Origin of the sequence: Thauera sp. 27, assembly GCF_000310125.2 — a bacterium.
Classification (GTDB): Bacteria; Pseudomonadota; Gammaproteobacteria; order Burkholderiales; family Rhodocyclaceae; genus Thauera; species Thauera mechernichensis.
Genome location: NZ_AMXB01000004.1, coordinates 137,901 through 161,676, shown reverse-complemented (window position 1 = coordinate 161,676; position 23,776 = coordinate 137,901). Strand labels below are relative to the sequence as shown.

The window sequence follows — 23,776 nt, the reverse complement described above, 5'->3', positions numbered from 1 at the left end:
CTGGCAGCGCCACACACGGCGCAGCTCAGCATTGGCGGGGCATTAATTTTTTTACTGCCTCGATTTGCAGTCCATACTAGGCAGTACGGGCCAGGTTGTGGATGACAGAACCGGCCTATTGATTGACATTTCCTGCCAACCCCTCGACACACCTTTGCCATGAGCGAACGCCTGAGTGCCCCCTCCGTCACGGTCTCGATCCGCATGGTCAGCCAGCTTCTCGACCGGCTCGGTGCACACCACACGCGCGCGCTCGACTGCATCGCCCGCGCAGGCATCGCCCCGCCGCTGCTGGACCAGGAGTCGGCGCGCGTGACCGTCGAGCAGTTCGCGTTGTTCTATCGCACGCTGGCAATCGAGCTCGACGACGAGACACCGGGCATGTTCTCCAGGCCGCTGCGCGCCGGCACGCTCAAGTTCCTGTGCCTCGGCATGCTCGACGCCGCGAACCTGCGTGTTGCGCTACACCGCTTCTGCTGGTTCTTTCGCCTGGTGCTGGACGACCTGCACTTCGAGATGGGGGAAGAGGACGGACTGACCCGCATCGCGCTGGTGGAGCGCACCGACCTCGGTCACCACCGCATCCTGATCCTCGAGTTGATGCTGATGCTGGTGCAGGGCATCGCGTCCTGGATGATCGAGCGCAAGCTGCTGTTCGCGCGTGTGGACCTCGACTACCCCGCCCCGGCGCATGCAGGCGAGTACATCAACATGTATGCCGGCCCGGCGCGCTTCGACCAGGCGCGGACCGCGCTCTTCATCGAACCGGCCTTCATGGACGCGCCGATCCGCCAGGACAAGGCCTCGCTATCGGGTTTCCTGCGCAAGGCGCCAATGGACTGGATCCACGTCTCGGTCAGCGAACGCCTGTTCACCCACCGCGTACGCGACCTGCTGGAGGCCAGCCTCGGCCAGCCCCAGAGTGTGGAGGACGTCGCGCGCGCCCTGCACGTCTCGCCACGCACGCTGGCACGCCGGCTCGACGCCGAGGGCACGCACTTCCAGGCCGTGAAGGACGCCCTGCGCCGCGACGTGGCGATCGCCCGCATCTCACGCACGGATCAAGCCATCGCGAGCATCGGCGCCGAGCTCGGCTTCGACGACCCGGCAGCCTTCAATCGGGCCTTCAAGCAATGGACCGGAACGCCGCCCGGCAGCTACCGGAGGCTTGCCTCGACCAATCGCAGCACGTCGGCACGAAAGTCCGGGCCGAGCCCCACGGGCGGGGCGTCGCGCTAGTCAAACTGACATCGGCGTCGTCTTCGGGCTTGCCAAGTACGGCCGGCGCGGGCGTGCCGACATGCCTTGACCGCTCAAAAGATTCATTTGATACTCTTCTTTTAATTCTCCCCGGAAAGAGACGGCCATGTTTTTCAACCGACAGAAAGAACGGCTACGCGCCAGCGAAGCCGAGAGCCGGCTTCTCAAGCAGGCCAATGAGGCCTTGCAGGAACGCATCCACACGCTCGAGTCGGAGCAGACCGGGCTGCGTGCGCAGGCCGAGGCTCTGCGTCGAGAGCGCGCCGTGCTCGACGGCGTATTCTCCAGCCTGGGCAGCTTCGGCGACTCGCTCGGCGGCGTGCGCGAATCCTTTCTCGGCCTCGCCACCACCCTCAACGACGAGAAGACATCGGCGCTGGAGGCGGCTGCGCAGTCCGACAGCAGCCGCAGCGCCTTCGAACGCATCGCCGACAACCTCCATGCCATGTTCGAGCGCATGGGCGAGGCGTCGAGGAACGTCGGCGTCCTCAGCCGCCGTGCCGAGGAGATTGGCGGCATCGTGCGCCTGATCAAGGAGATCGCCGACCAGACCAATCTGCTCGCCCTCAATGCCGCGATCGAGGCCGCGCGCGCGGGCGAGGCGGGACGGGGATTCGCGGTGGTGGCTGACGAGGTGCGCAAACTGGCCGAGCGCACCGCCGGTGCGACCACCGAGATCGCCACCCTCGTGGAGAACATCCAGGACGAGACGCGCGCCGCGCGCGAGGTCATGGAACTCGGCGCCACCGACGCCGGCCGGCATTCGGACGACAGCAAGCAGGCCGTGCACAGCATGAAGCATCTGCTCGAACTGTCGCGCCGCATGGAGCAGGCAGTCACCTCGTCCGCGCTGCTCGCCAACGTGGAACTGGCCAACATCGACGAGCTGACGCTGAAGCTCGAGGTCTACAAGGTCTTCCTCGGCGTGTCGTCCCTGCGCCCCGAGGCCTTGCCGGACGAGAAGCATTGCCGGCTCGGACGGTGGTACTACGACGGCGAAGGCCGCGAGCGCTTTGCCGGACTGGCCGGCTACGCCGAACTCGAGGACCCGCATCGCGCAGTGCATGTGCACGCGCGCCGCGCCGTGGAGCTGCACGCACAGGGCAAGCTCGAAGCGGCGCTGGTCGAGCTGCAGGCGATGGAGAAGGCCAACCTCACCGTGATGCGCGGCCTCGAGCGGATGCTGGACAAGGCCGTGGGCCGCTAGCGGCACGCGGCGCAAAGGGGCTCGGGCGCGCCTGCGGTGTCGAGCCAGGCGCGCTTGTCGGCCACCTTCGCCCAATCGTCGGCATCGGGCAGCGGCGAGTGCGCCTCCACGATGCGCGGCCAGGCCTTCGCCAGCACGGCATTGAGCGCGAGGTACTCGCGCTGGTCAGCGCTCAGCTGGTCCTCGGGCAGGATCGCATCGACCGGGCATTCAGCGACGCACAAGGTGCAGTCGATGCATTCCTGGGGATCGATCACCACAAAATTGGGCCCCGCACGGAAGGCGTCGACCGGACACATGCTCACGCAGTCGGTGTACTTGCAGCGAATGCAGGCCTCGGTGACGACGTGGGTCATGGCGGCGTCTCCTCGAGCAAGGTTTCGATGACCGGGAACAGCTCGCGCTCCTCGAAACGGACATGGTCGATCAGTGCCTGTCCGGCCTCGGCCTCGGCCCCGCCGTTCACCGCGGCCTTGAACAGGGACCGCAGGTGCACATGTTCTGCGCGCAGGCGCGTGGCGAGCGCGCCGTGCCCGTGGCGCTCCAGCATCGGCGCCAGTTCGTCCTCCTCCTCGGCGAAGTGGGCGAGGAGCGCGGCATGTTCCGCGCGCAGTTCGGCTGCCGCGCCGCCGGCGAGCAGATGCCTGCCAAGCCGCAGCGCGGCATGGTGTTCGCGCGACAACTGGACGAGATGGGGGTGGCGTTTCATGGAGAGTCCTTCTGGCGATCCCTTTAAGACACATATTAAATGCATCTTTTAAAGAGTCAACAGAAATGAATCTATTGCTGCTACCATGCGCCCGCTGCATCCCGCAGCACCCCCTGGTGCTTCCTCGCGATGAACATCACCCAGCACACCGACTACGCGCTTCGCCTTCTCATGTACCTCGGGGCATGCCCGGAGCGGCGCGTCACCATCAAGGAAGTGGCCGAGCGCTTCGACATCTCGCGCAGCCACCTGATGAAGGTGGTCACCGAACTGGTGACCAAGGGCTTTGTCGACGGTGCGCGCGGCAAGGGCGGCGGGCTCAGGCTGGCACGTGCACCAGCGCAGATCGGCCTCGGCGACGTGGTCCGCCAGATGGAGCCCAGCTTCGAACTGGTCGAGTGCTTCGGATCGGGATCGCAATGCCTGCTGGCCCCGGCCTGCCGGCTCAAGGGCGCCCTCGGCGGTGCCCTGCAGGCCTTCTTCTCGACGCTCGACCGCCTTACGCTTGCCGACCTGATCGGTGAGGACGGCGAGTTGCACGCCTCGCTTGGGCTCGCCCCCTCAGCGGCGCCGAGCGGACGGCCGACGATCACGATCAGGCCTGCAGTTCAGGACAGGTAGTCACCGCGACGGCGGCCACCACCTGGCGCGCCAGTCCGTGCGTGTCATCGAACACCGCCCGTTATCGACCGGGCACCGTGGCCAGCGCTCTCAATGCCTCGACCAGGCGCAGCACGTCGCCGCGAAAGTCCGGATCCGGTCTTACCGGCAGAGCGTTGCGGTAGGCCAATGGGGCCAGTGGTGCAGGCAGTTGTGCGGCGCTCGGCATGCGCGCCCCCTGCACCAGCAGTGGCACCACGTTCTGGCCGCGCGCAAGTGCCATCTCCACCTCCAGCCTGACCATGTCCTCGGTGTCGTCGATGCGCGGCCGGCCATCGGCGCCGGCCAGCGTCAGCCAGGCCGGGCCGATGACGACGAGCACGACCTCGGACTGGTCCAGCGCAGTACCGATCACCTCGCGGTAGTCGGCACCCGCTGACTGACGCTCGACGTCCAGGAAGATGCGCTCGGGCACGAAGGCCTGGCACAAATGGTCGTGTATGCGCCCGACGCTCTCGCGGCTGTCGTCCCGGCGATAGGACAGGAAGATGCCAAGCGAGACCCGCGGCTCGTCGGCAATCTCGCCGCTTGGCCAGAATGCCAGGCGGTGACTGACGAAGGCGGCGTAGGCCGCCAGCACCGCCAGACAGGCGACGAAGTAGCCGCCGGCCTCGGGGCGTGCGAGCGCAAGCAGACCGAACAGCACCGCCGCCGCCAGAGCCATGCCGGCCGCGACGAAGCCGACCCGACGGGCACCGGGTCGGCGCAGGATCACCAGCCGGCCAAAGGCGAAGGCCGCCACGGCCACCGCCCCACCGGCGGCGCCAAGCACCCACTGCCCCGCCGCACCGGCGTAGGGCAGCAGGCTCAGGCCGCCAGCCGTAGCCAGCAGACTGACCAGCGCCGTCAGCATCGACACGATGCCCAACCGCCGCAGCAGGAACCGACCGTCGCCACGCGTCACCGTCATGCCTGCGCCCCCTTTGCTACTGCGCCAGCGCCTGCCACAACCCCCCCTTCTCCAGATGCACGCGCCCGGGTACATCGCTCGGCGCCCGCACTTGCCCAGCCTCGCGCTCGTCGCGGCGCGCGAACTCATAGATCAGCGCGCTGGCGTAATGCTCGGCCGAGTAGGCTTGGGCGGCGATCGATGGCGGCAGGCGCAAGCCGCCGCCGCCCACCCACTCACGCGCCACGGCTTCGGACGGCGGCTGCGGCGTGGCGGCGAAGTCCTGGTCGGTGACGACGAAGACGATGACGCGGTAGCGCCCGGGCGGCGCGTTGAACAGCGCCGTTATGCGCTCCAGAAAGCTGCGTCCGGCGCCTGCCGAATCCGCACTCCAGCGCGCTGGCGGTGCGAAGGGGCTGGCATCCGGGTGGATCTTCTCGGCGCGCGAGGCAAGCGCGAATCCACCTGGTACGCGGTAATAGCTGCGTTCGACGTAGCCCGCAAGATCGAAGGCGTCCTCCAGATGCTGCGCCGCGCGACCCAGTGTGGCGGGCTCCTGTGGCGCAAGCCAGGCACGTTCGAGCAGGGCGAAAGCCGAGTAGCGCGGCGGCGGCCAGGGGAAGGCAGGCAAGACCGTCGGCTCAGGCCGGCTGGCGGTGGGCGGCGAGCCGTTGGCCGCGGCCGGTGGCCGGACAACGGCCGGGCGGTCGATCACGCTGGGCGGTTCGGGCTCAGCTACGGGCGGAGGCGGGGGCGGTGGCGCCGGCTCATCGATGGCCGGCGCCTCATCCCGCGGCTCGCTCCCTGCAGGTGCTTCATCAGGCGGCGCGCTGGTTTGCGGCAATTCGCCGGCAGAACAGGCGGCGAGCAGCAAGGCTGCGCACAGCATACAGATCACCTGCGTCCAGGCCCGCCAAAGGAGTGCCACTGCCGGGCGAGCCTGTCGGCCGTCCGGACGCTTGCCGGGCACTATGGACAACGGCTCCTTCGCTTGCCATGTCGACATGGATCAATCCTCTCGTGGCTCCTGTTTCAATCTAGGCCAGGATGCCGCCCCGCGCGAGGCCATCGCCCCCGACGCCGGCAGTTGCTGCAGCCGGGCACGGTTCGCCGTACACTTGCGAACCCAAGCCCATGCCGAGCCGCGCGCCTGCCCCATGACATCAGAACACCCCGAAATCCGCCCCGGGCAGTCGATCGAGCTGCTCAAGCAGCTCCACATCCTGACCCGCGACGGCAAGCTCAACCAGGACAGCCGGCGCAAGCTCAAGCAGGTCTACCACCTCTACCAGTTCATCGAGCCACTGCTGGCCGAGGCACTCGCTGCGCGCGCTGACATCCAGCTCGTCGACCACGGTGCAGGCAAGTCCTACCTCGGCTTCATCCTGTACGACCTGTTCTTCCGCCACCAGGCGCCTGCAGGCCGCATCCATGGCATCGAAACGCGCGAGGAACTGGTGATGAGCTCGCGCCGGCTCGCCGACAAGCTCGGCTTCTCCGCCGGCATGCGCTTCCAGCACCTGAGCGTGGCCGACTCGATCAGCTCCGAGCGACTGCCCGCGCACATCGATGTGGTGACCGCTCTGCACGCCTGCAACACCGCGACCGACGACGCCATCCACTTCGCACTCGCCCGCCAGGCCCGCTTCATCGTGCTGGTGCCCTGCTGCCAGGCCGAAGTCGCCGCCGCCCTGCGCCGCAACAAGCAACAGGCATTGGCGCAACCGATCGCCGAGCTGTGGCGCCACCCGATCCACACCCGCGAATTCGGCAGCCATGTCACCAACGTGCTGCGCTGCCTGCAGCTGGAGTCGCATGGCTACCAGGTGAGCGTGACCGAACTCGTCGGCTGGGAACACTCGATGAAGAACGAGCTGATCATCGCCAGCCAGAAGGGCGCACCGCGCCGCCAGGCCGCCGAGCGGCTGCGGGTGCTGCTCGAAACGCTTGGCCTGCAAGAGCTCGCGCCACGATTCTTCACTGGCGCCTAAACCCCGCCCCTCCTCTCCGCCCGACCCGCCATGTTCCGCTCCCTGCGCTCGCCCGACGTCCTGATCACCACGCTGGCCGCGGCCGGTATCCTCATGATCACCATGGGCACGCGCCAGTCGCTCGGCCTGTTCGTGAGCCCGATCAACAGCGCCACCGGCCTGGGGATCGCAGCCATCAGCCTGGCGATGGCCATCGGCCAGCTCACCTGGGGCGCCATCCAGCCCCTGGCGGGGGCAGTGGCCGACCGCCATGGGCCGCGCCCGGTGCTGCTCGCCGCAATCGTGCTGCTTGCCTTGGGCACGGCGGCGATTCCCTTGGTGGACTCGGCCTTCGGCCTCACCATCGCGATGGGTCTGGTGATGCAACTCGGCGCGGGTGCGGCGAGCTTTTCGGTGCTGATCGGCGCCGCAGCCCAGCGCCTGCCGGCCGAGGCGCGCGGCTCGGCCTCCGGGGTCATCAACGCAGGCGGCTCCTTCGGCCAGTTCGTGTTCGCACCGCTGCTGCAAAAGCTGATCCAGACCTTCGGCTGGATCAACGCCCTGTGGGCAATGGCGCTCATGAGCCTGGCCGCGCTGCCGCTGGTCGGCAAGCTCACCCGCGCGGCGCCGCGCGCGGAACAGCACGCCGACGACCAGGGTATCGGGCGTGCGATCGGAGACGCGATGCGCGACCGCAGCTACCTGCTGCTGCACCTGGGCTTCTTCACCTGCGGCTTCCACATCGCCTTCCTCGTTACCCACCTGCCGGGCGAGGTGGACCTGTGCGGCCTGCCGCCTGCGGTCGCGAGCTGGTCTCTGGCCATCATCGGCCTGGCCAACATCTTCGGCAGCCTCTACGCCGGCGCCTGCGTATCGCGCTACCGCAGCAAGTACGTGCTGGCGGCCATGTACGGCTCGCGCGTGCTGCTGATCGCGTGGTACCTGGCGATGCCGTCCGCGCCCTGGGTGTTCTACGTATTCGCCGCCGGCCTCGGCTTCACCTGGCTGGCCACGGTGCCACCCACGGCCACGCTGGTGGGCAAGCTGTTCGGCGTGCGCTACCTCGGCACCCTGTTCGGCCTCACCCTGCTGTCGCACCAGGTGGGTGCCTTCTTCGGCGCCTGGCTGGGCGGGCTGGCCCTGGTGGAGTTCGGCGACTACCGCTGGATGTGGTACGCCGACATGGCGCTCGCCGCGGTCGCCGCGGTCATCAACCTGCCGATCCGCGAAGCCCGTATCGCGCAGCCGGCGGCGGGTGCTGCGGGCTGACGCGGCGGCCCGGCTACGACGACCGAACAGGAGCGTTCGATATGCCCCAAGCAGCGCAGATCAGGATCCCCGCCACCTACATGCGCGGCGGCACCAGCAAGGGCGTGTTCTTCCGCCTGCAGGACCTGCCCGAGCGCTGTCAGGAGCCAGGCGAGGCGCGCGACCGCCTGTTCCTGCGCATCATCGGCAGCCCCGACCCCTATGCCGCTCACATCGACGGCATGGGGGGCGCCACCTCCAGCACCAGCAAGTGCGTGATCCTGGCGAAGAGCAGCCGCCCCGACCACGACGTGGATTACCTCTACGGCCAGGTCGCGATCGACAAGGCGCTCGTGGACTGGTCGGGCAACTGCGGCAACCTGTCCACCGCCGCCGGCGCCTTCGCCCTCCACGCCGGCCTGGTCGACCCGGCACGCGTGCCGCGGAACGGCGTGTGCGCGGTACGCATCTGGCAGGCCAACATTGGCAAGACCATCATCGCCCATGTCCCGGTCACCGACGGTCAGGTGCAGGAGACCGGTGACTTCGAACTGGACGGCGTGACCTTCCCGGCCGCCGAAATCGTGCTGGAGTTCCTTGACCCGTCCGAGGACGGCGCTGGCGAGAACGGGGGCGGGTCGATGTTCCCCACCGGCAATCTGGTCGACGAGCTCGAGGTGCCCGACGTCGGCAGCCTGAAGGCGACGCTGATCAGCGCCGGCATCCCCACGGTGTTCGTCAACGCCGAGGACATCGGCTACCGGGGCACCGAGCTGCGCGAAGACATCAACGGCAATCCGGAAGCGCTCGCACGCCTCGAGAAGATCCGGGTGGCCGGCGCGCTGCGCATGGGCCTGATCAAGACCCCTGAAGAGGCCGCCACCCGCCAGCACACGCCAAAGATCGCGTTTGTTGCCCCACCCAGGGACTACCTCGCCGCCAGCGGCAAGGCGATACGGGCCGGGGACGTCGACCTGCTCGTACGCGCGCTGTCGATGGGCAAGCTGCACCACGCCATGATGGGTACCGCCGCAGTGGCCATCGGCACCGCTGCGGCCGTTCCCGGTACGCTGGTCAATCTCGCCGCCGGTGGCGGTGAGCGCGATTCGGTCCGCTTCGGCCACCCCTCAGGCACCCTGCGCGTAGGCGCCCAGGCGCGGCTGGTCGATGGCGAGTGGCAGGTCTCCAGGGCCGTCATGAGCCGCACGGCCCGCGTGCTGATGGAAGGCGCGGTGCGCGTGCCCGGCGACGCTTTCTGACGCGACAAACAACATTTAGTAGAGCAGAACGTAACGAGCACTATATACAGACCGGCAACTTGACACCCCCCGGGCATCCAATTAGAGTCCCCGACGCTTATGGTTCCCCCGCAAGGGGGATTAAAAGGGAATCCGGTGCCGCGCCCCGCGCGCTCAACCCGGAGCTGCCCCCGCAACTGTAATCGGCGAGTCCTGCGCCCTCTCTGCCACTGGAATCTTTCCGGGAAGGCTGGCGCAAGGCGATGACCCGTGAGCCAGGAGACCTGCCATGCACATCACCTTCAACAGTTTGGGGCGGGGTGTCCCTGACAAGAGGCATGGCTCACACCATTTCACTTGCTCGTTTTCCTGACGGCTCGAGTGCAGCGCACGGCGCGTCCGTGCGCATGGCGCCGCACGCCTGTCCGTCGGAGATCCGCCCTGCCCGCACCGGATCTCCGCCATGCCTGCTCCTGCCCGCTCCGCCCAGCAGCTGAAGCCACTCGCCGCCGACCTGCCGGCCACGGCCTTGCGCCCGATGCACCGCTTCGCCGTGCCCGACGCACCACGCATCCTCGCGCACTTGCTCGGCCTCGACGCGGAAGACCGCATGCTGCGCTTCAGCCACGGCATCCGCGACGAGGGTATCGCGGCCTATGTCAGCACACTCGACTTCGCCGGCGACCATATCCATGGCCTGTGCACCGCACAAGGCGCCGTCATCGCCCTCGCACATGCCGGCGTGCGTGACGGAGCCCTCGACTTCGGTCTCAGCGTCAGCCCTGACTACCGTATGCGAGGCCTCGGGCGCGCGCTGTTCGGCCATGTGATTGCGCTGGCCCGCACCCTGCCGGCAACTCGGATCATCTGTCACAGCATCAGCCCGGCCGTTCTGCATATGGCTGCGGCCACCGGCTTCCGCAGGCCCGGCGGCATCTTTGATGCGCCCCTGACGCTGGACCTGCCTGCCAACGGCCGGCCTCTGGCCGCAGTTGCGGCCCAGCCGCAACGCCGCACCGCAGCGTGAGGCGGCAAGTACCGGCCACTCACCCGCAAGCCTCGCCTTTCAGCCACCGGCTGCCATTCGCACTTACTCACAAGAGGACCCCACTGTGGACCGACTTCCCTCCGTGGCACTGATGGACTCAGTGCAACTCAACGCCTTCCAGGTCATCCGCCGCAACGGCACCGTCGTCGCCTTCGACCCCAACAAGATCACCGTCGCCATGACCAAGGCTTTCCTCGCCGTCGAGGGCCGCCAGGGCGCCGCCTCCTCGCGCGTACGCGACATCGTTGCGCGCCTCACCGACACGGTCGTGGGCGCGCTGACACGCCGCCTGCCCGACGGCGGCATGCTGCACATCGAAGACATCCAGGACCAGGTCGAACTGGCCCTGATGCGCTCGGGCGAGCACGACGTCGCCCGCGCCTATGTGCTCTACCGCGAGCGTCGTGCCGCCGAGCGCGCCGCCGAGCAAGGCGCGCACGCGCAGACCGACGGTGCACTCGCCGTGCTGCACGTCGTCGACGGCGAAGCGCGCCGCCCACTCGACCGCAGCGCCCTGCTCGCCGCTTGCCGCGAAGCCTGCGCAGGGCTGGACGGCGTGTCCGCCGACACCGTGCTCGAGCACGCCTTGCACAACCTCTACGACGGCGTACCCATCGCAGCCATGCGCCAGGCGCTGGTGCTGGCGGCACGCACACTGACCGAACGCGAGCCGGATTACGGCCGCGTCGCCGCCCGCCTTCTGCTGGCGACCATCCGCGTGGAGGTGCTCGGGCATGAGGCCTCCCAGGCCGACATGGCCGATCCCGAACTCGGCTATGCCGCCTGCCTGCCGACCCTCATTCGCCGCGGCATCGATGCCGAACTGCTCGACCCGCGCCTGGCCGACTTCGACCTTGCGCGCCTCGCAGCGGCGCTGCGCCCCGAGCGCGACCTGCAGTTCGACTACCTTGGCCTGCAGACGCTGTACGACCGCTACTTCCTGCACGTCAGCGAGCGCCGTATCGAACTGCCGCAGACCTTCTTCATGCGCGTAGCGATGGGTCTCGCGATCAACGAGATCGACCGCGAGGCGCAGGCCATTGCGTTTTATGAGCTGCTGTCGAGCTTCGATTTCATGAGCAGCACGCCGACGCTGTTCAACAGCGGCACCCGGCATTCGCAACTGTCATCGTGCTACCTGACGACGGTGGCCGACAGCCTGGAAGACATCTACCAGTCGATCAAGGAGAACGCCCTGCTGCAGAAGTTCGCAGGTGGCCTGGGCAACGACTGGACGGCCGTGCGTGCGCTCGGCAGCCGCATCAAGGGCACCAACGGCCAGAGCCAGGGCGTGATTCCCTTCCTGAAGGTGGTCAACGACACCGCGGTGGCGGTCAACCAGGGCGGCAAGCGCAAGGGCGCGGTGTGCGCTTACCTCGAGACCTGGCACCTCGACATCGAGGAGTTTCTCGAACTGCGAAAGAACACCGGCGACGAGCGCCGCCGCACGCACGACATGAACACCGCGAACTGGATTCCCGACCTGTTCATGAAGCGCGTGCTGGAGAACGCAGAATGGACGCTGTTCTCGCCTGTCGACGTGCCCGACCTGCACGAGCGCTACGGCCAGGACTTCGAGGCGGCCTACTGCGCCTACGAGGCCAGTGCCGAGCGCGGCGAGATCCGCCTCTTCAAGCGCCTGCCCGCCATCCAGCTGTGGCGCAAGATGCTGACCATGCTGTTCGAGACCGGCCATCCGTGGATCACCTTCAAGGACGCCTGCAACCTGCGCTCGCCGCAGCAGCACGTGGGCGTGGTGCATGGCTCCAACCTGTGCACCGAGATCACGCTCAACACCTCGGCTGACGAGACCGCAGTATGCAATCTGGGCTCAGTGAACCTGCCTGCCCATCTTGTGCGCGACAGTGACGGACGCTGGACGCTGGACCACGACAAACTGCAGCGCACCGTACGCGTCGCCATGCGCCTGCTCGACAACGTCATCGACCTCAACTACTACGCCACGCCCAAGGCGCGCGCTGCCAACCTGCGCCACCGCCCCGTCGGCCTGGGCATCATGGGCTTCGCCGACGCCCTGCACGCGATGGGCCTGGCCTACGCATCGGACGCCGCGGTCGAGTTCGCCGACCGCTCGATGGAAGCCGTCTGCCACGCCGCCTACTGGGCCTCGACGGAACTGGCCGAGGCGCGCGGACCGTACTCCAGCTTCCGCGGTAGCCTGTGGGATCGCGGCATCCTGCCGCAGGACAGCCTGGCGCTGCTGGCCGAGGGTCGCGGACGCAACAGCGCGAGCGCCGCCGAAGGCGATGCCCTGCTCGAAGTAGACCGCAGCGGCACGCTCGACTGGGGCCCCCTGCGCGACCGGATCGCCCGCTACGGCATGCGCAACTCGAACTGCGTCGCCATCGCGCCGACCGCGACCATCTCCAACATCATCGGCGTCTCGGCCAGCATCGAGCCCCCGTACCAGAACCTCTACGTCAAATCCAACCTGTCCGGCGAGTTCACCGTGGTGAACAAGGCACTGGTGCGCGACCTCAAGGCACTCGGCTTGTGGGACGAGGTCATGGTGACCGATCTCAAGTACTTCGACGGCTCGCTCGCCCCCATCGACCGCATTCCGGACACCCTCAAGGCGCGCTACGCCACTGCCTTCGAAATGGACCCCGCCTGGCTCATCGAAGCCGCTGCCCGCCGTCAGAAATGGATCGACCAGGCGCAATCGCTCAACCTGTACCTCGCACTCCCCTCCGGCAGGAAGCTCGACGAGTTGTACAAGCTCGCCTGGAAACGCGGCCTGAAAACCACCTACTACCTGCGCACACTCGGTGCCAGCCAGGCCGAGAAGGCCGGAGGTCGGGACGAGCCCGCAGCCGAGCAGGAGCCGAGGTTCTGCAGCATCGACAACCCGGACTGCGAGGCCTGCCAGTGAGTCGCCGGCTGCCGGCCGAACGGACGCCCGCATCGTCATGCCCTGGCGCCCCCCAGCGCGGGAATGCCATCGCCCATTGAAACCTCACCATCGCCCCGCAAAGGCTCGATACATGAACACCACATATCATTTCGACGACTGGGATACACCCGCCCCCCGCACCGCGCAGGACACCGCCGCGCGCACCACCTCGGCGGTGCCAAGCCCCTGCGATGCCGCCGCCGGTACGCCACCCGGCCTCGCCCTGGCACCGGTCAATGCCGCCGACAAGCGCATCGTCAACGGCAAGGCCGACATCAACCAGCTGGCGCCGTTCAAGTATCCCTGGGCCTGGGAGTTCTTCCTCAAGGCAAACCGCAACCACTGGACGCCGCTGGAAATCTCCATGGCGCAGGACGTGCACGACTACCATCACAAGCTCAGCGCGGCCGAGCGGCATGTTTTCGAGAACGTGCTCGCCTACCTCACCACCTCCGACATCCTGGCCATGCGCAACATCGGCCTGGCAGTCATGGAGAAGATGAGTGCGCCCGAACTGCAGATCTACCAGGCGCGCCAAGTGTATGAAGAAGCGCTGCACACCTGGACCTACCAGCACTGCATCGAAAGCATTGGCCTCGACCAGCAGGAGATCTACAACCGCTATCGCGTCGTGCCCGAGATCCACGGCAAGATCGCGCTCGCAAACAGGCGCCTGGAGCGCGTGATGCGGGCCGACTTCGATCTGACGGACCGCGCCAACCTGCACGAATTCGCGCTGTCCTACTTCTTCTTTGCGGTGATCTTCGAGGGCTGCTGGTTCTACAACGGCTTCACGCCGGTCTTCGCCTTGCAGCGGCGCGGGCTGATGAAGGGCGCCGCCGAACAGTTGCAGTACATCATGCGCGACGAGGTACTGCACTGCGCCTTCGGTATCCGAGTCGTCCGCGAGTTGTTGAAGGAAGAAACACTCACCCTCGACCCCCAGGCCTTGCGCACGCTCTGGGACGAGGCCGAGGCCGCCGAACACGCCTACGCCAGCTTCATCCTGCGCGACCCGATCCTGGGCTACAACGCAGAACTGCATGTCCGCCAGTTCCGCTTCATCGCAAACCGGCGCGCCCGCCAGGTCGGCGTGGAGGAGCCCTTCCCCGGTGCGGAGAACGCGCTACCCTGGCTGGACGAACAGGCCAACCTGCGCAAGGAGAAGAACTTCTTCGAGACACGGGTCACTGAGTATCAGACCGGCGGCGCGCTCGCCTGGGACTGAGCCTGGCGCAGCGGGCATGCGTGAGCCTTGCTCAGTCGAGGCTCGACCCAGCAGCCTTGCTGCCGATGCTGACGCTGATCTTGCCGAGACCGTAATACCCAGATGGAGACAAGGTGGCGCGCGTCAACGCAGCCGCTGTGCCAGTTCGTCGAGCGGGACCGGCTTGCCGAACAGATAGCCCTGGAAGAACCTGCAGCCTTGCTGGCCAAGCAGTTGCTGCTGTTCGCGCGTTTCCACGCCTTCGGCGATCACCTCGAGCCCGAGCGCGTGGCTCATTGCGATGATCGCCTGCACGATGACGGCATCGTCGGCGTCATCGATGATGTCGCGTACAAAGGCCTGGTCGATCTTCAACTGATCGAGCGGGAGGCGCTTGAGATACTGCAGCGAAGAGTAGCCGGTGCCGAAGTCATCCATCGAGAAGCGCACACCGAACGCACGCAGCGCCTTCATCTTGACGATGGTCGACTCGATATCCTCGAGCACGGTGCTTTCGGTCAGCTCCAGCTTGAGCCTGCGCGGCGGGGCACCAGTACGCTCGAGGACGCCGCCGACCTGCTGCACGAAGTCATCCTGGCGGAACTGCCGGGCGCTCACGTTGACCGCGATGCTCAGCTGCGCCGTCCGCGCATCGCCAGCCCAGGCAAGCAGTTGCGCGCAGGCGGTCTCGAGCACCCAATGGCCGATCGGAAGGATCAGCCCGGACTCCTCCGCAAGGCCGATGAAGGCCGCGGGCGGTACCAGGCCACGCACCGGATGGCGCCACCGCAGCAAGGCCTCGACGCCCTGCAGCCGGTCGTTCTCGTCAACCTGTACCTGGTAGAACAGCTCAAGCTGGTCACGCTCGATCGCGAGCCGAAGCTCGGACTCGAGCGCGATGCGCTCCTCGAGTCGCGCCTGGATGACCGGATCGAAGAAGCGCAGGTTGCCCCGGCCTTCGCTCTTGGCCTGGTACATGGCGTTCTCGGCATGCCTGAGGGGGTCATCCAGATTGGCGAGTGGCGTGCCGAAAAGGCTCGCACCCAGACTGGCGGTCGCATACAAGGACTCGCCATCGATCTGGAATGCCCCCGCGAACGCCGCCAGGACCCGCTCTGCGCAGGCTTCGACCTCGCCCACCGCGCTGCCAGCGTCCGCACCGATCGGCCCCAGCAGAATGGCGAACTCATCACCCCCCAGATGCGCGAGGGTATTCCCTTCGCCAACGACCGACTCGAGACGGGCGGCCACTTCGACCAGCAACCTGTCACCGACACCATGTCCGTAGGCGTCGTTGACGCGCTTGAAGTCGTCCAGGTCGAGAACGATGACGCCCGCGTGGCCAAGGTGCTGCTCGCAAGCACGCAACACGCTGCGCATGCGTTCGCTCAACAGCCGCCGATTGGGCAGACGCGTCAGCGGGTCGTAGAAGGCGAGCTGAAAGGCCTGCTCCTCGGCACTGCGCTGGCGTTCGATGGCATTGCGAAAATTGAGCAAGGTGCCCGCGATGCGGGCGAATTCGCCTCGCCCGCCCTCGTACATTGCCTCGATGCGTGGCAGCGGGATCTTTGCTTCGGCACTGCGTGCAAGTGTGCTCAAGGCATCGGCGATATCCACCATGCGCGAGCCGGCACGGCGACCAAGCAGGCTCGCGGTCACGAACAGGCCGATCAGGATGATCAAGCCGGTCAACAGAACACCGCGGAAAGCGTCGTCGAAGCGTGCTACCTGGGCGGCATTGCGGTCGCGCGCCCGCTCGGCGAGCAGGGACACGATCCTGCTCGAGAAGATCGAGAACTCGCGGTGCTCGATCTGCGCCTGGTCGAGAAACTCTGCGGCCACCCGTGGATCGACGGCAATCACATCCGTGGTCATGACGATGAATCGCCTGTACTCGCCGAACGAGTGGATGAGCTGCCGCGCGCTGTTGTGGTTGGCGTCGATGACCAGCTCGGACTCGGCCAGGCGCCGAACACGCTCACCCAGCGCCGCCAGCTCTTCGACGATCCGGGTGTGCATGCGGTAGAGCTGCAGCTCGTCGAGTTGCCCGGACTTCGCACCATCGAGCGCAACCGCCATCTGGCGCTGGATAAGGCCCATGTCGCGCGAGAAGCTCGCAGCCTCCTCGATCACGACCAGATCTTCGTCCTGGGCCGCCGAGGACAAGTCAAACTGCTCGCGCACACTGGAGAGCGCGCCGTAGTTCACCATCAGCGCCACCAGCACGACGATTCCAAGGGGCAAAAGCAGCAGTAGCAGCACGCTGCGGCCGGCTTTCATGACCGCCTCCGGTGCAAGCAGTGCATGCCCACGGACGATCCACCAATGCGGACACCGCCATGCCACCTCATCGTCACGGCTCCAGCCCAAGCGCCTGCAGCAGGCCTACCCAGTGCCCAGGCTCGATGCTTGCCACGTACTCGAAAGCACCTCCGTCGGCAGCGCCCAGTGGCCTGAAGATCACCATGGTCGCCTCGCGCGGCAGGTAATCCATGATCTCGGCGATATTGGGTCCATGTGCGACCACGACACGGTTGTCGCCGCTCACATCGACCGGCGTAGACAGCCACTCCCGCGTCCGCGCGACGGCAGGCGCCTTCTCCGCCTCGGACATGGTCGCGGTATACATCAGACGCGGGTCTACCTCGACGGCTGCCTGAAAAACCCGACGGGCACTCTCCCTGGCGCGGCAGAACGGGCTGCTGATCACCTTCGAGTACGGCACTCCGAGCCGCGCGAAGTTGGTGCCGATACGGTCCAGAGCGGCACGCCCGGCGTCGGAGAGCGGTCGCTGGCTGGCGCAATCGTCTATCTGCACCGGAATGCGGTCGGGGAAGCGGGCATCGGTCGCGCCATGGCGCATGTAGATCACGAACCCACCGCCGCGCAGGGCCTCGATATGGGCGGGAGACGCCGGTACGACCTCGAAGGACGAGCGTGCAGGAGGCGCGTCGGCAGCGACGGCCGGCAAACCGAGCGCCGCCAGGCACCCGAATACAAGCACAAAACAGGAACGGACGAACGACATGTCGGCATGCATCTTGGGTCATGGATCGGCTGCAGGCCGCATCCGGCGCAGAGCCACTCGTTTGCCCGCAGGCCTGCCGATTATGCCGCCTCAAGATGGGTTGCAGGCAAAAATAGTCACAAGCAGCTCATGGTTTTTAGGCTGCATCACGGTGCGAGGTCGCACACCGCCTCACACAGGCGGATCCAGACTAGCGGCCGAGGGTTTTTCGGCGCAGCGACGCGGCGGCCGCCATGAGTGCAAGCACCACGATCATCACCGCCGGATAGACCTGATCGAGCACGAGCGCGAGGCCGAAGGCCAGCACATGAGCGCTCGCGCCGAATATGGCGGCCTGCAGCACTGCGGCGCGCAAACCTCTGGCACTTGCCCACCCCGACCAGGCCGGGATGAGCACGAGCGCCAAGGTGACGAAGATGCCGCTGGCCAGGGCGCCGGTGGCGAGGATCGCTACCACGGCGAGCTCGCGCGCGAGCGCATGCGCACGTCCGGGAGCGCCGGGCAGCCAGGGCAGCAGCTGATGAGCCAGCAAGGCCTTGGACACGCCGCCGAGCACGGCGGCACCAAGCGCACCGACGACACCATGGGCGACGACGTCCCGCCATTGCACGAGCAGCAACTGCCCCTCGACCGCGGAGGCCGACAACAGCCGTGCCTGGGCGTGGTTGTCAGCGAGCAGCAGACAAGCACTCCATGCCAGCAGCAGGACGAGGAGATGACGCGAACTCGCCACGGCCGCGACTGGCTTGATGAGCCACAGCCCCACAACGGCCACCAGCATCGCCAGCCCCCAGGCACCGATGAGTAGCGGCCAGCCGGCGATGGCGGCGAGCATTGCGCCAAGCACTGCGACCTGGGCGTGGCTGAACGCCGACAGCGCCTCGTCGCGCAGGCGCAGGATTACGCCGAGCGCCGCGAGCACGGCAGACATGAACAGGCCGAGCACGAAGCCGGGCGCAAAGAGCAGTAGCTGTTCAAGCATCGGTGATGGCCTGGAGGCGGACGTGATGTGCGGACTCGACGGTCTCGGCGTCGTGCGTGACGACCACGATCGCAGGGCCGCCGGCACGCGCCGAGGCGGTCGTCAGCCAAGCCACGAAGACATGGCGGCTCGCTGCATCGAGATACTGGGTCGGCTCATCGAGGAGCAGCAGGTCACAGGGCGTGGCGAGTGCCATTGCGAGCAGCAGACGCTGGCGCTGGCCGCCGCTGAGCCGGTCAACACGCTGGCCACGGTCGTCCGGCACCCACGCGTGCGCGAGTCCGGGCATGCCCGCCAGGGCAAGCAGGTCGGCAACGCTGAACGGCCCCGCCGGCAGCTGCGCAGCGTGCTGGCTGAAATGGCAGACGCGCAGGGCGTGCGCACGCTGCACCGTGCCGGCGAAGGGCGCCTGCTCCCCGGCCAAGGTGCGCATCAGGCTGCTCTTGCCAACCCCGTTGTCCCCGCTCACGAGGGTGACGGAACCCGCCTGCAGCGCGAGGTCGAGCGGCGCGAACAGGGGCGCAGCGAGCCCCGCCTGCAGGCCGCGCGCCTGGAGCAGCGCCGCCGCACTCATTGCGCGAGGCTGTCCACCCAGTGCTCGATGAGAGCGAAGTAGCTCTCGGCGTCGGCCGTCGCAGGCTCGAGTGCAAGCGCATGCAGCGGCCAGCCGAGTTCATCGGCAACCCGTCGTGCCGGCGCCTGCGGCTGGTAGTTGGCGAGCACGATCGTGCCGGCCTGGCCGCGTTGCTGCTCGATCAAACGCGCCAGATGCGCGGGTCCGGGCGGCACACCGGGCTTCTCCTCGACGAAGCCGACCAGCTCGACCGGCAGCCATTCGGCGAAATAGTCGAACTCCTCGTGATGCGCGACCAGGCGCAGCGGCGCACCGAACCGCGCCCGCAGCGCGGGCAGGCGGCTGCGCAACGCATCCTCGAAAGCGGCCGCAGCGGCCTCGAAAGCGGGCGCAGACTCGGGCGCCAGCGCCGCGAGGCGGTCGGCGAAGGCATGAGCAACAGTGATCATGCGCGGCGGCGACAGGTTCAGGTGCGGGTTGCCCTCGCCATGCACATGGCCGCCCAGCGCCGGGTCGAAGCGGGTCGGGCGCAGGTGAAGCGGCTCGGCGGCAGCGAAATACCCGGGCTGCCCCTTGCGCAGGCGGGGGTTGGCCGCTGCGTCGAGCGCTGCCGGCAACCAGCCCTCCTCGAGCTGGGCGCCGACCGCCAGCACGAGGTCGGCCCGCCGCAAGTGCGCGATCATGCTCGGACGCGCATTGAGCGTGTGCGCATCGCGGTCGGGCGCGACCAGCACCTGCACATCGACACGATCGCCGCCGACCGTGCGCGCGATGACGCCCATCGACGGCGTGGTGGCGACCACGAGCAGGCGTGGCGCCTCAGCCAGCGCGGCCGAAGGCGCCAGCGCGATACCGAAGGCCACGGCCACGGCAGCGAGGAAGGCTTTCATCAGGACGCCTCGCCAGCTCAGAAGCGGTGCGCCGGATGGCTACCGAACAACGCGTTGAGCTGGAGCATGAACATCCAGCTGCCGTCCTGCGCCACCGCCGCCTCGCTGCCGTGGGCACGCTGACCGGCGAAGTCCTCGCGGGTGAGCTGAGCACGCACGAAAACCGTTTCGCGCGCGCGCCAGGTGACTTGTGCGCTGTAACGGTAGGAGCTGTCCTCTTCGCCGAGTGCGCGCGGATGGAACTTGACGACCTTGTTGTTCAGGCCAAGCGCTTCGGCGCGCACGCCCGCCTCCCAGCGCGGCGCAAAGCCATACACAGCCTCGATGTAGGCGCCGTCCTGCTTCTCGGTGTAGTTCAGCCAGCGCGCACGGTTGCCGCCGCCGGCACCGACATCGCGCTCGACGTAGTAGTACTCGCCGCCGATACGCCAGTTGCCTTCGCCATGCGAGCGGCCGGCGTCGTAGCGGTACATCAGGTCGGCGCCGGCGAACCAGGCATCGCCGTCGATGTAGTGGGTGTGGTCGCCGTGGGCATCGACGCGCACGTTCTGGCGTGACGTACCGCCAGACACCCCCGCCTGCAGCGCATGGCGGTCGCCAAGATCTGGACCGAACTTGGCGAATGCGGTCAGCAGCCGCGGGCCGCTCTTGCGCGCGGACAGGGCGCCGTCGTCGTAGCGGTCCAGGCCTTCACCGTTGCCCTGCAGCACTTCGACCCCGAGCATCGCGAAGCTGCGCGTGGGCAGCGTGTAGCTGAGCTGTACACCGCGCTCGAGCAGCCCGTGGTCACCGAACAGGTACTGGTTGACCAAAGGACGCTCGACGAAGGACCAGTCGTGCGGATGGCGGCTGTTGACGTAGCCGATGTCGGACAGGAACTTGCCTGCCTTGACGCGCAGGCCGGCCGGCAGTGCGCGGGTGACGAGATAGGCCTCCTCGACCTTCACATCCTCGTCGTCGAAGCCGATGGTGAGCACGCCGTCGAACAGGTCGGTGCGCGCACGCAGACCGATCTCGGAATGTCCGGCGTTGAAGCCGTTCTCGAGTGCGTGCGAATGGCCGTGGTGGTGGTCATGGTCCTCGTCGCCGTGGGCATGGCCGAACCCTGCCGGCGCACCCTCCTTGCCGGAGTAACGGCGGGCGAAGATCCCGTCGAGCGTGAGCGATGCGTCGAGCTCGACCTCGCCGAGCTTGAGCGAGGACTGTGCCTGCACAGGCAAGGGTGCGGCGGCGAAAAGCGCCAGGGCAAGGGGTGCCAGCGCAGCAGGACGAAGGATGTTGTGCATGTTCAACCTCGGATGGAAGTCAGGGCCGTGAGCCGATGAGGCCGCGATGGTAGGGGCCTGCCTTTGTTTTTGCAAGTCTGTTGCAATAAACTGATAGCATCGATGGCGTGCCCCCCGGGCGACACCATCGGGATGCACAAGCACGGCAACACCCTGCAGGCTGCACGAGCGCGCAGGTTTGACAGCCCGTCGACCGGCACGCTAACCTGCGCGCCGTTCATGGTTGTCTGCCCTAACCAGCAGACATGAAAAGGGAATCCGGTGCCGCGCCCCGCGCGCTCAACCCGGAGCTGCCCCCGCAACTGTAATCGGCGAGTCCTGCGCCCTCTCTGCCACTGGAATCTTTCCGGGAAGGCTGGCGCAAGGCGATGACCCGTGAGCCAGGAGACCTGCCATGCACATCACCTTCAACAGTTTGGGGCGGGGTGTCCCTGACAAGAGGCATGGCTCACACCATTTCACTTGCTCGTTTTCCTGACGGCTCGAGTGCAGCGCACGGCGCGTCCGTGCGCATGGCGCCGCACGCCTGTCCGTCGGAGATCCGCCCTGCCCGCACCGGACCTCCAACATGGCAAAACGATTCCGCTTTCCCCCCACCCGTCTTGCGGCAGCCATTGCGCTTGCCGTTCATGCCCCGGTCTTCGCGCAGGTGACGCTGTCACCGGTCGAGGTCAGCGCCAACCGCGACGCACCCAGCCTGTACCTGGACGAACCGAGCACCACCGGTAGCCGCACGGGCGTCGCCGCGCGCGAACTGCCGGCCACGACAAGCAGCGTGGACAGCACACAGATGCAGGAGCGCGGCGACTTCCAGGTGCGCGAGGCCATCACGCGCGCCACCGGCATCACGGACATCGGCTCAGGCGGCACCGGCGGCCTGTCGTTCTCGGCACGCGGCTACACGGGCACCAACTCGGTCGGCATCGCCGAAGACGGCATACGCATTCAGACCGGGGCAGGCACCCAGAACTATCCAGGCAGCGCCTGGGGCTATGAACGCGTCGAAGTGCTGCACGGCCCGGCATCGGTGGTGTTCGGCAGCGGCACCGTGGGGGCGACCATCAACGCCGTACGCAAGGAGCCCAGCCGCGTTGCTGCGCAGGAGCTCATGGTCGCCGCCGGCAGCGATGGCGTGAAACGGCTCGGCCTTGGTGCCACCGGCGCACTCGGCGAAATCGCCTCCTACCGCGTCGATGCCTACGGGACCCACATCGACGGCTACCGCGACCTCGGCAACTCGCACGGCGGCAAGATCATGAACCGCCTGCGCCTGCAGCCCCGCAGCGACCTGCGCATCGACCTGACCGCAGACCACAGCGTGCAGCACCCCGAGCGCTACTGGGGCACGCCGCATGACAACGGCCGCATCCTGCCCGAGCTCAGGCGCGAGAACTACAACGCCGCAGATGCCGTGATCCGCTATGAGGACACCCGCCTGCGTGCGCGTGCCGACTGGCAGCTCGACGAGCGGATCGCGCTGAGCAACGAGATCTACCGCCTGGAGTCGCAGCGGCGCTGGATGAACATCGAGAACTACAGGCTCAACCTCGCCGCCGACCGGGTGGAGCGCAGCGACTACCTGCATATCCAGCACGAACTGGTACAGACCGGCAACCGGCTCGAGGCAGCACTGAAGCACGGCGCACACCGCGCGGTGGTCGGCTGGGAGGCTGCCCGCGTGGACTTCCGCCACATCAACAACTCACCCTACAGCGGGTCGTCGAACGTCAGCATCCGCGATCCGCAACACGGCAACTGGCTCAGCCCCGACCCGACGCTGGCCAAATTCGATACCGCATCGACCCTGCACGGCTTCTATGCCGAGGACGCTTGGCAGCTCGGCGAGCGCTGGCTCGTGCTCGCCGGCTTCCGCCACGACCGCGCCCGCGTGGACCGCGACGAACTGGTGGCAGGCACCGACTTCAGCCGCACGCTCAAGGGCAACGCCTGGCGTGTCGGCCTCACCCACTTCCTGAGCCACGACACCAGCCTGTATGCGAACTACGCGACCGGCCATGACCCGGTCACATCGATGATCTCGCTCAACCTGGCCAACGCCGACTTCAAGCTAACCCGCGGCAAGCAGGTCGAAGTTGGCGTCAAGCAAAGGCTGGCCGACGGGCGCGGCGAGTGGACGGCCGCGTTCTACCGCATCGACAAGGACGACATCATCACCCGCGACCCCGACAACTCGGCCCTTTCGATCCAGGGCGGCAGCCAGTACTCGCAAGGCGTTGAGCTGGCGGCTGCGATCACGCCGTGGAAGAACCTGCGCCTGGAGGGCAACATCACCCGCTTGCAGGCCGAGTTCACCGAGTTCAACGAACGCGTCGGCGGTGTTGCGGTCTCGCGGGCCGGCAAGGTGCCCGCCAACGTACCCACCCTGGTCGCCAACCTTTGGGGCCACTATCGCATCGGCGCGGTACAGACCTCTGTCGGGCTCCGCCACGTCGGCAAGAGCTACGCCAACAATGCCAACTCGCTGGCAATTGGAGCCTATACGGTCGCGGACGCGAGCATCGCCTGGCAGATGGATGCGCGCACCACGCTGCGCCTGCTCGGCCGCAACCTCGCCGACAAGGTGTACGCGACACGCACCTACAACAACCAGTTCATCCTCGGCGAACCGCGGCGCTTCGAGCTGGTCGCCGAGCTGAAGTTCTGAC

20 protein-coding genes and 2 riboswitches are annotated in these 23,776 nt (G+C 67.3%); of the genes, 10 read left to right on the top strand and 10 right to left on the bottom strand.

Going from position 1 to position 23,776, the window contains the following annotated elements; all coding sequences use genetic code 11:
* Positions 1-159 precede the first annotated feature (159 nt).
* Positions 160-1,239 carry an AraC family transcriptional regulator gene (locus tag B447_RS03370; protein WP_002936441.1) on the top strand — a complete coding sequence of 360 codons (1,080 nt, stop codon included), beginning with the start codon at positions 160-162 and terminating at the stop codon, positions 1,237-1,239.
* A 127-nt stretch (positions 1,240-1,366) separates the two neighbouring features.
* Positions 1,367-2,467 (top strand): methyl-accepting chemotaxis protein, encoded by a 1,101-nt coding sequence (locus B447_RS03365; protein ID WP_002936439.1) that lies wholly within the window; start codon positions 1,367-1,369, stop codon positions 2,465-2,467.
* Here the strand turns inward: B447_RS03365 and fdxA are convergent.
* Both fdxA and B447_RS03355 read right to left on the bottom strand, forming a co-directional pair.
* Positions 2,464-2,823 carry a ferredoxin FdxA gene (gene fdxA, locus B447_RS03360; protein ID WP_002936437.1) on the bottom strand — a complete coding sequence of 120 codons (360 nt, stop codon included), beginning with the start codon at positions 2,821-2,823 and terminating at the stop codon, positions 2,464-2,466. The genes B447_RS03365 and fdxA overlap by 4 nt on opposite strands.
* Positions 2,820-3,176, bottom strand: coding sequence for a hemerythrin domain-containing protein (locus B447_RS03355; RefSeq protein ID WP_002936435.1), 357 nt, complete (start codon positions 3,174-3,176; stop codon positions 2,820-2,822). The genes fdxA and B447_RS03355 overlap by 4 nt, the downstream gene beginning before the upstream one ends.
* Positions 3,177-3,305: 129 nt before the next feature.
* Here B447_RS03355 and B447_RS03350 point away from each other — a divergent pair, with 129 nt between their 5' ends.
* The gene (locus B447_RS03350; RefSeq protein ID WP_002936433.1) at positions 3,306-3,797 is read left to right on the top strand and encodes an RrF2 family transcriptional regulator; all 492 of its coding nucleotides are present in this window, start codon (positions 3,306-3,308) and stop codon (positions 3,795-3,797) included.
* A gap of 61 nt (positions 3,798-3,858) precedes the next feature.
* On the opposite strand, the gene B447_RS21705 is transcribed toward B447_RS03350, so the two are convergent.
* Positions 3,859-4,746: a toll/interleukin-1 receptor domain-containing protein gene (locus B447_RS21705; RefSeq protein ID WP_002936431.1), complete on the bottom strand. Its 888-nt coding sequence runs from the start codon at positions 4,744-4,746 to the stop codon at positions 3,859-3,861.
* 16 nt (positions 4,747-4,762) lie between these two features.
* Complete coding sequence (locus B447_RS03340) at positions 4,763-5,440, bottom strand: hypothetical protein (protein WP_232431483.1); 678 nt, start codon at positions 5,438-5,440, stop codon at positions 4,763-4,765.
* Positions 5,441-5,882: 442 nt separating this feature from the next.
* Here B447_RS03340 and B447_RS03335 point away from each other — a divergent pair, with 442 nt between their 5' ends.
* The 6 genes from B447_RS03335 to B447_RS03310 all read left to right on the top strand — a co-directional run bounded on the left by B447_RS03335 (position 5,883) and on the right by B447_RS03310 (position 14,371).
* Entirely contained in the window at positions 5,883-6,716 is an 834-nt protein-coding gene (locus B447_RS03335; protein ID WP_002936428.1) for a class I SAM-dependent methyltransferase, read from the top strand.
* A gap of 30 nt (positions 6,717-6,746) precedes the next feature.
* Positions 6,747-7,964: an MFS transporter gene (locus tag B447_RS03330; RefSeq protein ID WP_002936426.1), complete on the top strand. Its 1,218-nt coding sequence runs from the start codon at positions 6,747-6,749 to the stop codon at positions 7,962-7,964.
* A 41-nt stretch (positions 7,965-8,005) separates the two neighbouring features.
* The gene (gene prpF / locus B447_RS03325; protein ID WP_002936423.1) at positions 8,006-9,202 is read left to right on the top strand and encodes a 2-methylaconitate cis-trans isomerase PrpF; all 1,197 of its coding nucleotides are present in this window, start codon (positions 8,006-8,008) and stop codon (positions 9,200-9,202) included.
* A gap of 83 nt (positions 9,203-9,285) precedes the next feature.
* Positions 9,286-9,487, top strand: a riboswitch (cobalamin riboswitch).
* Positions 9,488-9,644: 157 nt separating this feature from the next.
* Positions 9,645-10,208 carry a GNAT family N-acetyltransferase gene (locus B447_RS03320; protein WP_002936420.1) on the top strand — a complete coding sequence of 188 codons (564 nt, stop codon included), beginning with the start codon at positions 9,645-9,647 and terminating at the stop codon, positions 10,206-10,208.
* A gap of 112 nt (positions 10,209-10,320) precedes the next feature.
* Complete coding sequence (locus tag B447_RS03315) at positions 10,321-13,122, top strand: ribonucleoside-diphosphate reductase subunit alpha (protein ID WP_002936416.1); 2,802 nt, start codon at positions 10,321-10,323, stop codon at positions 13,120-13,122.
* Between the two features lie 112 nt (positions 13,123-13,234).
* Positions 13,235-14,371: a ribonucleotide-diphosphate reductase subunit beta gene (locus tag B447_RS03310; RefSeq protein ID WP_002936415.1), complete on the top strand. Its 1,137-nt coding sequence runs from the start codon at positions 13,235-13,237 to the stop codon at positions 14,369-14,371.
* 123 nt (positions 14,372-14,494) lie between these two features.
* Here the strand turns inward: B447_RS03310 and B447_RS03305 are convergent, their stop codons facing one another.
* The 6 genes from B447_RS03305 to B447_RS03280 all read right to left on the bottom strand — a co-directional run bounded on the left by B447_RS03305 (position 14,495) and on the right by B447_RS03280 (position 21,110).
* A complete protein-coding gene (locus B447_RS03305) occupies positions 14,495-16,630 on the bottom strand; it encodes a putative bifunctional diguanylate cyclase/phosphodiesterase (RefSeq protein ID WP_002936413.1) in 2,136 nt (711 codons plus the stop codon).
* Between the two features lie 73 nt (positions 16,631-16,703).
* Positions 16,704-17,378: a histidine phosphatase family protein gene (locus B447_RS03300; RefSeq protein WP_232431482.1), complete on the bottom strand. Its 675-nt coding sequence runs from the start codon at positions 17,376-17,378 to the stop codon at positions 16,704-16,706.
* A gap of 190 nt (positions 17,379-17,568) precedes the next feature.
* Positions 17,569-18,360 (bottom strand): hypothetical protein, encoded by a 792-nt coding sequence (locus B447_RS03295; protein WP_002936406.1) that lies wholly within the window; start codon positions 18,358-18,360, stop codon positions 17,569-17,571.
* Positions 18,353-18,934: an ABC transporter ATP-binding protein gene (locus B447_RS03290; protein ID WP_002936404.1), complete on the bottom strand. Its 582-nt coding sequence runs from the start codon at positions 18,932-18,934 to the stop codon at positions 18,353-18,355. The genes B447_RS03295 and B447_RS03290 overlap by 8 nt, the downstream gene beginning before the upstream one ends.
* Positions 18,931-19,824 (bottom strand): metal ABC transporter substrate-binding protein, encoded by an 894-nt coding sequence (locus tag B447_RS03285; protein ID WP_002936402.1) that lies wholly within the window; start codon positions 19,822-19,824, stop codon positions 18,931-18,933. Before B447_RS03285 ends, B447_RS03290 begins: the two co-directional genes overlap by 4 nt.
* A gap of 17 nt (positions 19,825-19,841) precedes the next feature.
* Positions 19,842-21,110 (bottom strand): hypothetical protein, encoded by a 1,269-nt coding sequence (locus B447_RS03280; protein ID WP_002936399.1) that lies wholly within the window; start codon positions 21,108-21,110, stop codon positions 19,842-19,844.
* Between the two features lie 203 nt (positions 21,111-21,313).
* A riboswitch (cobalamin riboswitch) is annotated at positions 21,314-21,521 on the top strand.
* A 157-nt stretch (positions 21,522-21,678) separates the two neighbouring features.
* On the opposite strand from B447_RS03280, the gene B447_RS03275 reads away from it, so the two are divergent.
* Positions 21,679-23,775, top strand: a complete 2,097-nt coding sequence (locus B447_RS03275) for a TonB-dependent receptor (protein WP_002936396.1) — start codon at positions 21,679-21,681, stop codon at positions 23,773-23,775.
* Position 23,776 lies beyond the last annotated feature (1 nt).